Raw genomic sequence first — 13,817 nt, forward strand, 5'->3', positions numbered from 1 at the left:
CTGAATGCAGAGAGACGCCAATGGTATTGATTCTTATCAAGCCTGTAAAACGCCGTGGACGGATGACATCGTAAAAACCGTAAGCAAAAAGTGTAAAGAATGTAAATTCAATGCAATTAGCAATGTATCGCAATTGATAGAAAGTCGTGTTCGCCCTATATTCCGCCGCCTCACATCCTTGGGGAAAGGACACGTCATGTCGCGCACTTCAATAAAAACACCTGCCAGTTCACCACGTCTGTTGGCTTCGGCCATCGGCGTCGCCCTGACCGCCGGCTCTGCTGCCCACCTGGCGCAAGCGGCTGACGACACTGAACAAAAAGGCGAGCGCAACAGCATCTCCCTGGGCGCCACCAGCATCACCGGCCAGGAACAGGACCAGACGTCCTACCAGGTCGAAAAGGCCTCCTCGCAGAAGTACACCGCGCCGCTGGTAGATACCCCGCGTTCGGTCACCGTGGTGCCGCAACAAGTCCTCAAGGACACCGCCGCCACCTCGCTGCAAGATGCCTTGCGCACCGTGCCGGGGATCACCTTCGGCGCCGGCGAAGGCGGCAACCCACAGGGCGACCGTCCGTTCATCCGTGGTTTTGACGCCCAGGGCGACACCTACCTCGATGGCGTACGCGACACCGGCGGCCAGAGCCGCGAGATCTTCGACATCGAATCCATCGAAGTCAGCAAAGGCCCGAACTCGTCCTTCGGCGGTCGCGGCTCGGCCGGTGGCAGCCTCAACCTGGTGAGCAAGACCCCACAAGCGCGGGACTTCACCAACGGCGGCTTCACCTACGGTTCCGACCAGACCCGCCGCTACACACTCGACGTGAACCGCCAGTTCCTCGACGACAGCGCCGCGTTCCGCCTCAACCTGATGAGCCACGAACAGAACGTCGCCGGCCGCGACGCGGTGAATTACGACCGTTGGGGCGTGGCCCCGTCGCTGACCTTTGGCCTGGGCACCCCGACCCGCGTCAACCTCAGCTACTACCACATGGAAAGCAACGACCTGCCGGATTCGGGCATTCCGTACGGCTACGGTTCGGCCACGACCACCACCCACGTCCACGACAAACCCACCGACGGCGGCGACAGCAGCAACTTCTACGGCCTCAAGGATCGCGACTTCCGCAAGACCCGCGCCGACATCAGCACGATCTCCGTCGAGCACGACCTGAACGACAGCATGACGCTGAAAAACACCCTGCGTCATGGCAGCACCGGCCAGGACTACGTCCTCACCCAGCCGGACGACAGCAAAGGCAACGTCAACAAGTACGGCACCGTGTGGCGCCGCGCCAACGCCCGCGTCTCCACTACGACCACCACCACCAACCAGACCGATCTGTTTGGCAGTTTCCAGGCGCTGGGCTTCAAGCACAGCTACTCCACCGGCCTGGAATTCACCGGTGAAGAAACCCGCGTCAGCGGCTACACCATCACGCCAAATGCCAACCCAACACCCAACGGCTGCTTGCCGGGCATGGTCGGCAACAGCGGCGGCAGCTGCACCTCCCTGGGCAACCCGAACCCGGACGACGCCTGGACCGGCAGCGTCGCACGCAACTACATGGGCACCAACACCAAGGCCACCAGCCGCGCCGCCTATGTGTTCGACACCATCGAGCTGGACCCGAAATGGCTGCTGAACGTGGGTGTCCGCTACGACACCTTCGACACCGAAGCCAACACCAATGCCACCACCGGCCGCAGCAAGGTCAAGGACGACAGCCAATTCTTCAACTGGCAGGCCGGCCTGGTCTGGAAGCCGCTGGAAAACGGCAGCATCTACACTTCCTACGCCACCTCGGCGTCGCCAGCGGGCGGCCTGGTGGGTGAAGGTGTGGATAGCAACGCTATCCCGACCGGCATCAACACCAGCGACCTGAAACCGGAAGAAACCGTCAACTACGAGCTGGGCACCAAGTGGGACCTGTTCCACAACCGCCTGTCGCTGTCGGCTGCGGTGTTCCGTACCGAGAAGAAAAACACCCGCATCCTGGTGGATTCCAACACCTACGAAACCGCCGGTGAGTCCCGCGTCGACGGCCTGGAATTGTCCGCCAGCGGCAAGATCACCGAGCAATGGCAGGTGTTTGCCGGCTACAGCTACCTGAAAAGCGAACTGGTTGATCCAGGCAGAAACGGCACCCGCCTGGGCGTCGTCACGACCGGTTCGAACAAAGGCAACCAGATGCCGAACACCCCGGAAAACTCGTTCAGCCTGTGGACCACCTACAACGTGACGCCGAAGCTGACCATCGGTGGCGGCGCGTTCTATGTCGACCAGGTTTACGGCGACGCGGCCAACACCGTGTACGTACCGTCCTACACCCGCTACGACGCCATGGCCAGCTACAAGCTGACCAAGAACGTCGACCTGCAATTGAACGTGCAGAACCTGACCGACAAGACCTACTACGACAAAGCCTACGCCTCGCACTTCGCCAACCAGGCGGCGGGTCGCACGGCGCTGCTGTCCACCAGCTTCCACTTCTAAAAGCGGGCAGCAAACGGCAAAAGCCCCACGCATCGAATGCGTGGGGCTTTTGCGTGTAAAACAGAATATTTCTCGATAACCCACGGCATAATGCGCGCCGTGCATTTACATCCAGATAGACGAGGCGGTCAGACGTGTTGAAGAAAACCCTGTTCCAGTTGCACTGGTTCTTCGGCATTACGGCCGGGCTGGTGCTGGCCTTGATGGGGATCACCGGGGCAGCGGTTTCGTTTCAGGATGAAATCCTGCGGGCGCTCAACCCCACCGTACTGACGGTGGAAAAACGCGACGCCGGCGTGCTGCCGCCCGCCGAACTGGTGCGCAAACTGGAGGCCACCGAAGGCCAGACCGTGGCCATGCTCTTCGTCGACAGCGACAGCGGCAACGCCGCCCGCGTGTTCTTCACCCCGCCACCCGGCGAGCGCCGTGGCCAGTTGCGCTATTTCGATCCTTACACCGGCGATTACATGGGCGACGTGGTCGGCCAGGACGTGTTCGGCTTCCTCCTGCAATTCCACCGCTTCCTCGTGATGGGCGACACCGGGCGCAACATCACCGGCGCGTGCACGCTGATCCTGGTGTTCTTCTGCCTGTCGGGCCTGTACCTGCGCTGGCCGCGCCAGGTCGCCAGCTGGCGCGTGTGGCTGACCCTGGACTGGCGCAAGAAAGGTCGCAGCTTCAACTGGGATTTGCACTCGGTGTTCGGCACCTGGTGCCTGCTGGCCTATCTGCTGGCGGCGCTGACCGGGCTGTATTGGTCCTACGACTGGTACAACCAGGGCGTGACCAAACTGCTCTCCGACGCGCCGCAAAACGAGCGCATGCGCAAGCGCGGCCCACCTCCGCAAGGCCCGGCGCCCGTGGCCAACTATGACGCGATGTGGAGCAGCATCTACAGCAGCGCAGGCCCTGGCTTGAGCAGCTACAACATCCGCATGCCCGCCGTCGCCGGGCAACCGGCCACGGTCTACTACCTGCTGAAAGACTCGCCCCACGACCGCGCGCTGAACCAGCTTAACCTCGACACCGCCACCGGCGAGGTCAAATCCCACGACCGTTACGCCAGCAAGACCCTCGGTTCCCAGTTGCTGACCAGCGTCTACGCGCTGCACACCGGCAGCTACTTCGGCCTGGCGGGGCGCATCATCCTCACCGTCAGTTCGTTGCTGATGCCGTTGTTTTTCATCACCGGCTGGCTGCTGTACCTCGACCGTCGCCGCAAAAAACGCCAAGTGCGCGACGCGCGCAAAGGCCTTGGCGCCAACAACAGTGATGCCCCGGCGTGGCTGATCGGCTTCGCCAGCCAGAGCGGTTTCGCCGAACAACTGGCCTGGCAAACCGCCGGACAATTGCAGGCCGCCGGCCTGCCGGTGAAGGTGCAGCCCCTGGGCAGCGTCAGCCAGGATGACCTGCGCCAGTCCGAAAACGCCTTGTTCGTGGTCAGCACCTTCGGTGACGGCGAAGCGCCCGACAGCGCCCGTGGTTTTGAACGCAGCGTGCTGGGCCAGGACCTGTCCCTCAAAGGCTTGAACTACTCGGTATTGGCCCTGGGTGACCGGCAGTACGAACACTTCTGCGGTTTCGCCCGGCGCCTGCATTTCTGGTTGACCAACCAGGGCGGCAACCCGCTGTTCGCCCCCGTGGAAGTGGACAGCGGCGACACCACTGCCCTGCTGCACTGGCAACAACAGCTTGGGCAACTGACCGGTCACGCCCCCGCTGCAGCATGGCCGACCGCGCAGTACGAAAACTGGACGCTGGCCCAGCGCACCCTGCTCAACCGCGACAGCAGCGGCTCCGACGTCTACCTGCTGGGCCTGACCCCGGCGTCACCACAGACCTGGCAAGCCGGCGACCTGGTGGAAATCATCCCGCGCAATTGCCCCTGGGCCATCGAACACTTCCTCGAAGGCCTCGGGCTGGCCGGCAGTGACGGCGTGTTGATCGACGACCTGGCGCACACCCTCGATCAGGCCCTGGCCACCCGCCAGCTGCCAACGCATCGCGCCCATCTGGTGGGCCTGCACGCCCAGGCACTGGTGAATGCGCTGGTGCCCCTGGGCATGCGTGAATACTCCATCGCCTCGATTGCCAGCGACGGCGTGCTGGAGCTGATCGTGCGCCAGGAACGCCACCCCGACGGCAGCCTGGGCCTGGGTTCCGGTTGGCTCACCGAACACGCCGCCCTTGGCTCAGCCATCAGCCTGCGCCTGCGCCGCAACAGTGGCTTCCACCTGCCGGACGCACCGGTGCCGATGATCCTGCTGGGCAACGGCACCGGCCTGGCGGGCCTGCGCAGCTTGCTCAAGGCACGCATTGCCGATGGCCAGCAGCGCAACTGGCTGCTGTTCGGCGAACGCAATATCGCCCACGACTTCCTCTGCCGGGACGAGCTGCAAGGCTGGCTGGCCAGCGGCGACCTGGCGTTGTTGGACCTGGCGTTTTCCCGCGACCAAGAGGAAAAAATCTACGTGCAGGACCGCCTGCGTGAATCGGCGGACGTGCTGCGCAAGTGGCTGGCCGAAGGTGCGGCGATTTATGTGTGCGGCAGTTTGCAGGGAATGGCGGCTGGGGTGGATCAGGCGTTGGTGGATATTCTGGGCAATGAAGCGGTAGAGCGGTTGATCGAACAGGGCCGCTACCGTCGGGATGTCTACTGATCCCTCAAAGCCACCGAGGATCAAAATGTGGGAGCGGGCTTGCTCGCGAATGCGGTGTGTCATTCACAGCATGTGCTGGCTGATCCACCGCATTCGCGAGCAAACCCGCTCCCACAGTTTTAATTGCATTCCAAGTCAGACAGGTTGGAGTTTTTGCTGGAACACCGACACACCATCCAAATCCCGCAGAACCACCGTCAACTCCGCCGTCTGCCCATCAATCTGCACCTCACCAAAAAACTGAAACCCGGCAAACGGCGAAGTGTTCTGCGCCGGCGGCGCCTTCTCGAACACCACCTCAGGCCCAAAGGTCTTATCCAACGGATTCGGCCCAAAACTCCCCGCATTCAAAGGCCCCGCGACAAACTCCCAAAACGGCTCGAAATCCTGGAACGCCGCGCGATCCGGGTGGTAGTGATGCGCCGCGCAGTAATGCACGTCGGCGGTCAGCCACACATGGTTGCGCACCTTCTGCGCCCGTAAAAAACCCAGCAGTTCGGCAATCTCCAGCTCACGCCCTTGGGGCGCGCCTGGGTCATTGTTGGCAATCGCCTCCCAACGCGGCACACCTGGGCTCACCTCGCCATCCGGCACGCCAAGGCCGATGGGCATATCGGCGGCAATGACTTTCCACTGCGCCTGCGAGCCCTTGAGCTCACGCTTTAGCCAATCCAATTGCGCACGGCCGAGGAAGGGCTTTTCGCCGCCCAGGTTGTCATCGTTGGGCCCGCGATAGCTGCGCATATCCAGCACAAAGACATCCAGCAGCGGCCCGTAGCTGAGCTTGCGATAGATCCGCCCGCCACCGTCGGCGGCCTGGCGGCGCATCGGTGAATATTCCAGCCAGGCCTGGCGCGCGCGGCCGACCAGGGTGTTGATGTCCTTGGTCTGGTAACGCTCATCGAGCTGCTTGCTCGGCGACCAGTTGTTGACCACTTCGTGATCGTCCCACTGCCAGATCTGCGGCACTTCGGCATTGAAGCGGCGCACGTTTTCATCCAGCAGGTTGTAGCGGTAGTTGCCGCGATATTCGTCGAGGGTTTCCGCGACTTTGCTCTTGGCTTCGGTGGTGATATTGCGCCAGATGCGCCCGCCTTCGGTGACCAGTTGCGCGGGCACCGGGCCGTCGGCGTAGATGGTGTCGCCGCTGTGGATAAAAAAGTCCGGCAGGCGCAGGCGCATGGCTTCGTAGATGCGCATGCCGCCGATGTCCGGGTTGATGCCGAAGCCCTGGCCGACGGTGTCGCCGCTCCACACAAAACGGATGTCGCGGCGCTGTTGCGGCACGCTGCGCAGGTGGCCGAACCAGGGCTCGCTGGCAACGCCGGTCTGGGCGTCTTCGAAGTGCACGCGGTAGAAGATCGCCTGGTCGGCGGGCAAGCCGGTGAGTTCGACGCGGGCGGTAAAATCGCTGCGGTTGTCGGCCAGGGGCGAGATGAATTTGCGCGGGTTGCTGAACGTGCTGCGGGTGTCCCACTCCACCACCATGCGGGCGGGGCGGTCGCTGCGGCTCCAGATCATCGCGCGGTCGCCAAGCAAGTCGCCGGACTGCACGCCATCGGTGAGTTGTGGCCGGTCCTTGACCGAAGCAATCACCGCCGGCGCCAGGCCCGGCAGCAACAACCCGGCGCCGACGGCTTGCATCACACGGCGACGGCCGAGATCGAAGTGGCTCATGCAAGGTGCCCTCTTGAAGATCAAAAGGACAACTTAAACACGGGCAGATGACACTAATCTTGCGACCAATAAAGATCTAATGTGGGAGCTGGCTTGCCTGCGATTGCGGTGTATCAGTAACAGATGTACAAGCTGACCCACCGCCATCGCAGGCAAGCCAGCTCCCACAGTTTTAACTGCATTCCAGGTCAGGCCTTGGCGGGTGCGACCGACAGTTCGACCACTTCTGGGCGTTTGATCACTGCGTACACCAACCCTGTCAGCAAGCTACCCGCGACAATCGCCAGCAAATACGGCAACGCATGGTTCATCGCATTCGGGATGACCAACACAAACAACCCGCCGTGAGGCGCCGCCAGCACGCAGCCAAAATACATCGACAACGCCCCCGTCAACGCCCCCCCGGCAATACTCGCCGGGATCACCCGCAGCGGGTCCTTGGCGGCAAACGGGATCGCACCTTCGGAGATAAAGCACATCCCCAGGATCATCGCCGCCTTGCCCGCCTCGCGTTCGGTCTGGGCAAACTTGCGCCGTGCCAGGAACGTCGCGATGCCCATGCCAATCGGCGGCACCATGCCAGCGGCCATGACTGCGGCCATCGGCGCGCCGCTGTGGGCTGCCAGCAGGCCGACCGAGAACGCATACGCCGCCTTGTTGATCGGCCCGCCGAGATCGACGCACATCATGCCGCCAAGCAGGATGCCGAGCAGCACGGCGTTGGTGGTACCCATGGTGCTGAGGAAGTCGGTCAAGCCCGCCAGCATGCGCGCCACTGGCGGGCCCACCAGGTAGATCATCGCCAGGCCGGTGATCAGACTCGCCAGCAACGGGATGATCAGGATCGGCTTGAGCGCCTCCAGGCTCTGGGGCAATTTCACCGCACGGGTGATCAGCTTGACGCAGTACCCGGCGAGGAAACCGGCGAAGATCCCGCCGATAAAACCCGCATCCAACGTACCGGCCAGCAGGCCACCGATCATGCCGGGCGCGATGCCAGGACGGTCGGCAATCGAGTAGGCGATATAACCCGCCAGCAGCGGCACCATCAACATAAAGGCGCGGTCGCCGACGGTTTTCAGCGCAGCGGCCAATGTGCCTGGCTGCTCGGACGCGTGAATGCCGAACATGTATGACAAGGCAATCAACAACCCGCCCGCCACCACCATCGGCAGCATGAACGACACACCGGTGAGCAGGTGTTTGTAAACGCCGGTCTTTTCCGACTTGGTCACCGCCGCGCTGGCGCTGCTTTCCACCGCGCCTTCGGCCAGCGCCTTGTTGAGGGTTGCTTCGGCTTGCTTGAGGGCAATACCGGTGCCGCAGCGGTAGATCTTCTTGCCGGCAAAGCGCTCGGTGGCGACTTCGATATCCGCCGCCAACAACACCACATCGGCATCGGCGATGGCTTGCGGGCTCAACGGCGTACGCGCGCCGACCGAGCCCTGGGTCTCCACCTGCAAGTCGTAGCCCAGGCGCTTGGCGGTCTGCTGCAAGGCTTCGGCGGCCATGAAGGTGTGCGCCACGCCGGTCGGGCAAGCGGTGACGGCAACGATACGCGGCGCGCTCTTGGCGGCGCCTTCAGGGGCGACATACACCGCCGCCTCTTCGGCGCCACGGCGCAACACTGCTTCGACATCCGCCAGCGCCTGGGCCGGCGTGCTCTGGAATACGCGCTTGCCGACAAACCGCTGCATGTCCACCGGCGTGCTGCTGACCAGCAATACCCATTCGGCGTCGTCGATGATCCCTTGGGACAACTGGCGTTCCGGGCGCTGCACGTCGACCACTTCGACGCTGGTGCTCCAGCCCTGGCGTTGCGCGGCGGCGTCCAGCAAGCGGGCGCACAGCACACTGGTGACCATGCCGTTCGGGCAGGCAGTAACAATGGCTAACTTCATCACAAACCCTCTTATTGTTCTGTCAGCGTGCGTACATCGACGCCGCTTTCGAGGTGCGCCAACTGCGCGTCATCGCTGATGCCAAAACCGATCTGTGTCACCGCCATCGCGGCAATCGCCGTGGCGCGGCGCAGGGTCTGCTCCGCGGTGTCGCCACTGAGCAAACCGTGGAGCATGCCGGCGAGCAGCGAGTCGCCCGCGCCCACCGTGCTGGCCACCGTGACCTTGGGCGGCGTGGCATGCAGCGCGGCGCCAGGGCGGTACCAGTTCACGCCGGCGGCGCCGTCGGATACCACCACATGTTCCACGCCCAACCGGTGCAATTGGCTGATGGCATCGGGGGCATTGCCCAGGGCTTCGGCCAGCTCTTCAGTGTTGGGTTTGACCAACCACGGGCCCGCCTGCAAACCGGCGCGCAACGCTTCGCCGCTGGTGTCGAGGGCGACTTTCAAGCCGAGGTTTTTCAGCTGCGCCAGCAAGTGCTGAAACCACTGCGGGCTGACGCCGCGCGGCAAGCTGCCCGCAACGACGACCGCATCAAAACCGGGAGCCATCTGCACCAGTTTTTCGAGCAGGGCGCGTTGCGCCTGCTCACTGACTTGCGGCCCCGGCGCGTTGATGTCGGTGACCCGGCCATCCTGTTCGGCGATCTTGATATTGCTGCGGGTTTCGCCAGGCACGCGGATAAACGCGTCGGCAAACCCACGGCGGGCGATCAGCGCGTCAAACGCCTGTGGATTGTCTTCACCCAGGAAGCCACCCACGGTCACTTGATGGCCGAGGTCAGCCAGCACCTGCGCCACATTCACGCCTTTGCCGGCGGCATGGGTGAGCATGGTTTCGCTGCGGTTGACCTCACCCGCCTCCAGGCGCGCCAGGCGAATGGTCAGGTCCAACGCCGGGTTCAGCGTCAGGGTCAGAATCCTTGCCATCTACACGGCCTCCACAAGGGCACGCACTTCGGCGGGCGAGCCCACCGCGAGTGCTTTTTGCGCTAGACCCTGGGCCTCGCTCAGACTGAATTCACGCACCCGCGCCTTCACTTCGGGAATGCTGCGGGCCGACACGCTCAACTCGTCCACCCCCAGGCCGATCAGCACCGGCACGGCCAGCGGGTCTGCCGCCAACTCGCCGCACACACCAACCCATTTGCCATGGGCATGGGCCGCGCGCACGGTGATGTCGATCAGTTGCAACACCGCCGGGTGCAGGCCATCGGCCTGGGCGGACAAGGTTGGATGACCACGATCGATGGCCAGGGTGTATTGGGTCAGGTCGTTGGTGCCGACGCTGAAGAAGTCCACTTCCTTGGCCAGCACCGGGGCGAGCAAGGCCGCCGACGGCACTTCGATCATGATGCCCAGTTGCAGGTCGGCCACCGGGATTTCCAGGCGCAGGCGCTCGGTCATGTCGCGGGCGGCGCGCCATTCATCGACGCTGCCGACCATGGGGAACATGATGCGCAGCGGGCGGCTATCCGCGGAACGTAATAGCGCCCTGAGTTGGGCTTCCATGATCTGCGGACGCTGCAAGGTGAGACGGATGCCGCGCACGCCGAGAAAGGGGTTTTCTTCCTGGGCAATCGGCCAATACGGCAGCGGTTTGTCGCCGCCCACATCGAGGGTGCGCACCACCAACGGACGCCCGCCAAGGCCATCGAGAACGCGACGGTATTCGGCTTCCTGGGTGGCTTCGTCCGGCGCTTGTGGGTGGGCCATGAAAATCAGTTCGGTGCGCAGCAAGCCAATGCCTTCGGCACCCTGCTCCACCGCACTGGCCACACCCGCGCTTTCGCCGATATTGGCGAACACTTCCACGGCGTGACCGTCACGGGTCAGCGCCGGTTCATGGCGCTGGGCCGAGGCAGCTTGCAGGCGTTGCTCGCGGGTGTCGCGCTCGACAGTGGCCCGTTGCAGGGTCGCCGCGTCGGCGTCCACATGCAGGCGGCCGCGCTGGCCGTCCAGCAGCAACGGCGTGCCGGAGGCCAGCAGCAACACGGCGGGGCCCGCGCCCACCAACGCCGGAATGCCGAGGGCACGGGCGACGATGGCGCTGTGGGCCGTCGCGCCGCCACGGGCAGTGAGGATGCCGGCGACGCGGGCCGGATCAAGGCGCGCCACGTCGGACGGGCCGACTTCGTCCATCACCAGGATGTACGGCTCGCTGGGCTCGCGGGGGGTTTCGACGCCGCACAGTTGCGCCAGCACGCGACGGCCAATATCCCGCAGGTCGGCGGCGCGCTCAGCGAGCAAGGCGTCCTGCAACGACTCCTGCTGCTTGGCAGCGGCTTCGATCACGCTCATCCACGCGGCTTCGGCGCTTTCGCCTTGTTTGAGGCGGGTGTCGACTTCGTCGCTGAGTTCCGGGTCGTCGAGCATTTCCTGGTGGGTGATGAAAATCTCGCGGATCGCCTTGGCCTGGCTGCGTTCGATCAGGCCCTGGATATCGCGGCGCACATCGGCCAGGGCGGCTTGCAGGCGCTGGCGCTCGATGGCCGAGGACTCGCCGCGCAGCGGGTAGTCGAACACCTGTTGAATCTGGATATGCGCCGGGCCGATGGCGATGCCCGGCGCGGCGGCGATGGCCTGGAGCTGGCTGCCGCTCAGCGGTGCACTGAGCAGCGGTTCGATATCGACCGTGGCCGGTTGCGCGCTGACGGTCGGCAGCGGCTCGACCTCTTCACCCAGGCCTTCTGCGACGGCGGCCAACAGCGCTGGCAGCGCGTCGCCGGCGATTGTCGGTTCGGCGACAAATTCCAGCACCTGGCCACGGCGGGCGCCGAGGCTCAGCAGTTTGCTCAAGCTCTTGACCGAGACGGCGCCCACCGGGCCATCGACGATGCGCACGCGCAAGTCGCCGTCAAAACTTTTTGCCAATTGCGCGAGGATCTTCGCCGGCCGCGCGTGCAGGCCGTGGGCGTTGGCCAAGGTGATGCGTGCGCTGGGCCAGTCGGGCGGCAGTTCGCCGCCGAGCACTTCGAGTACGGCGCGGCTGCTGGTGGCGCGGCCCAGTTCCTGGCCACGGCCTTCGATCAGCAGGGCGCACAGGCGCTCCAGCAAGGTTTGGTGGGCTTCGCCAAGGCTGGCCAGGCAGAACAGGCCGTTGAGCGGCTGACCGAGGTAGCGCATGGGTTTGTCCGGGGTGACAAACGCCAGGCCCGGGCGCTTGACCGTCTGCTCGCTGTGCAGCCACCACAGGCCATCGCCCAGGGGCAACGCATCAACCTGCTGCAACACGGCGGCGAAACCGTTGCTTACACAGTCGGCCTGGCGCAACAGGCGCGCACCTCTCCAGACAAGCTCTTCGAAATCATCGGCCGACACGCCCAGGCTGATCATCTGCGCATCCAGCGCCAGTTCCTGCGGCGCGCCTTGCAGCAGTTTGAGCAAGGCTTCGGCGCTACCGGCGCGGCGCAGTGCCTGGCCGAGGTCGGTCTCACCGAGGGCGCGGGTCAGCAGTTGCAGCAGGCGCAAGTGTTCATCGGATTTGGCCGCAATGCCAATCGCCAGGTAGACGATCTGGCCGTCGCCCCAGTCCACCCCTTCGGGGAACTGCAGCAGGCGCACGCCGGTGGCAAACACCTGGTCGCGGGTCTCGGGCGTGCCGTGGGGGATCGCAATACCTTGGCCGAGAAAGGTCGAGCCTTGGGCTTCACGGGCTTGCAAACCGCTGAGGTAACCCTCGGCGACCAGGCCGTCGGCCACCAGTTTTTCAGCGAGCAGGTGCAAGGCAGCAGACTTATCCACAGCCACCTGGCCCATGGAAATCTGCTCGTGGGTGAGCTCAAGCATGCCGTTCTCCTAGTTAGTGCGATGGGCGCACTAGGTATTGTTTTGAATAAACAGTGTAATGGCGTTGCGTAATAGCTGACTGAGTAGTCAATTGGCAGTGGCCACTCAGTAGCGAAGATCGTAAAAATACGCTTGCTGAAACGTTTAATCTAGAATTTATGGCAGATTACGCGTTAATTGAGCATCCTTGAAGGACCACTCGGCACTTGAGCTTGGACATTGGTCGTGTGCAGTAATCGGTTACGATTGGACAAAATGTCGGGGCAAGCTCCAAAAAACAAGGAAATCCCGGTTTGAAACTCAGTGATATTGCACGCTTGGCCGGTGTGTCAGTGACCACCGCCAGCTACGTCATCAATGGCAAGGCCGAACAACAACGGATCAGCAACGCCACCGTCGAACGGGTGCGTGCCGTGGTTGAAGCCCATGGGTTTACGCCCAACCCCCAAGCCGCTGGGCTGCGTAGTCGGCACACGCGCACCTTGGGTTTTATCCTGCCCGACCTGGAAAACCCCAGTTACGCACGCATCGCCAAGCTATTGGAGCAAGGCGCACGGGCACGCGGCTATCAGTTGCTGATCGCCAGCTCCGACGATGACGCCAACAGCGAGCGCCAGTTGCTGCAACTGTTTCGCGCGCGGCGCTGCGATGCGCTGTTTGTCGCCAGTTGCCTACCGGCCAGCGACGACAGCTACCGCGAACTGCAAGCCAAGGGCCTGCCGGTGATTGCCATCGACCGGGTGATGGAAACCGCGCAGTTCTGCTCGGTGGTCAGCGACGACCGCCAGGCCTGCCAGCAACTGACCAGCAGCCTGTTGCAACCGCTGCCCAAGCAGATCGTGCTGATCGGCGCACGGCCGGAACTGAGCATCAGCCAGGAGCGCGCGGCGGGTTTCCGTGACGCGCTGCAGGGGTTCAGCGGCGAGGTGATCGTCGAACAGGGCGAAGCATTCAGCCGTGACTGTGGCCGACAGTTGATGGAGCAACTGCTGCAACGCCTGGGGCATTTGCCTGACGCACTGGTAACGACGTCCTACGTGTTGCTGCAAGGCGTGTTTGATGCGCTGCATGACTTCCCGCTGAAGTCGCGGCCCCTGCGCCTGGGCACGTTTGGTGACACGCAACTGCTGGATTTCCTGCCGCTGCCGGTCAACGCCATGGCCCAGCAACATCAGTTGATCGCCGATACCGCGCTGAAACTGGCCCTGGCGGCGATTGAAGAACAGCACTACCAGCCGGGCGTGCATGCCATCGGCCGGACCTTCAAGCAGCGTATCCGCGAGGCCTGAAC

The 13,817-nt window shown here is 63.6% G+C and carries 7 protein-coding genes; 3 read left to right on the forward strand and 4 right to left on the reverse strand.

Annotation, left to right across the window (positions count from 1 at the left end; translation table 11 throughout):
• The first annotated feature begins 196 nt into the window (after nt 1–196).
• Nucleotides 197–2,497: a TonB-dependent siderophore receptor gene (locus tag DBR46_RS19705; RefSeq protein ID WP_124527508.1), complete on the forward strand. Its 2,301-nt coding sequence runs from the start codon at nt 197–199 to the stop codon at nt 2,495–2,497.
• 134 nt (nt 2,498–2,631) lie between these two features.
• Nucleotides 2,632–5,157, forward strand: a complete 2,526-nt coding sequence (locus DBR46_RS19710) for a sulfite reductase flavoprotein subunit alpha (RefSeq protein ID WP_124527509.1) — start codon at nt 2,632–2,634, stop codon at nt 5,155–5,157.
• 135 nt (nt 5,158–5,292) lie between these two features.
• Here DBR46_RS19710 and DBR46_RS19715 read toward each other — a convergent pair whose 3' ends face one another.
• From DBR46_RS19715 to ptsP, 4 genes are all read right to left on the reverse strand, one after another.
• Nucleotides 5,293–6,834: an alkaline phosphatase gene (locus DBR46_RS19715; protein ID WP_124527510.1), complete on the reverse strand. Its 1,542-nt coding sequence runs from the start codon at nt 6,832–6,834 to the stop codon at nt 5,293–5,295.
• A 188-nt stretch (nt 6,835–7,022) separates the two neighbouring features.
• Complete coding sequence (locus DBR46_RS19720; protein WP_124527511.1) at nt 7,023–8,735, reverse strand: PTS fructose-like transporter subunit IIB; 1,713 nt, start codon at nt 8,733–8,735, stop codon at nt 7,023–7,025.
• Nucleotides 8,736–8,746: 11 nt separating this feature from the next.
• Complete coding sequence (pfkB, locus tag DBR46_RS19725) at nt 8,747–9,667, reverse strand: 1-phosphofructokinase (RefSeq protein ID WP_124527512.1); 921 nt, start codon at nt 9,665–9,667, stop codon at nt 8,747–8,749.
• On the reverse strand, nt 9,668–12,526 hold the full coding sequence (ptsP, locus tag DBR46_RS19730) for a phosphoenolpyruvate--protein phosphotransferase (RefSeq protein WP_124527513.1): 2,859 nt from the start codon (nt 12,524–12,526) through the stop codon (nt 9,668–9,670).
• Nucleotides 12,527–12,819: 293 nt separating this feature from the next.
• Here ptsP and cra point away from each other — a divergent pair, with 293 nt between their 5' ends.
• Nucleotides 12,820–13,815: a catabolite repressor/activator gene (gene cra, locus DBR46_RS19735; RefSeq protein ID WP_124527514.1), complete on the forward strand. Its 996-nt coding sequence runs from the start codon at nt 12,820–12,822 to the stop codon at nt 13,813–13,815.
• Nucleotides 13,816–13,817 lie beyond the last annotated feature (2 nt).

This window comes from Pseudomonas sp. KBW05, from assembly GCF_003852405.1.
Lineage (GTDB): Bacteria > Pseudomonadota > Gammaproteobacteria > Pseudomonadales > Pseudomonadaceae > Aquipseudomonas.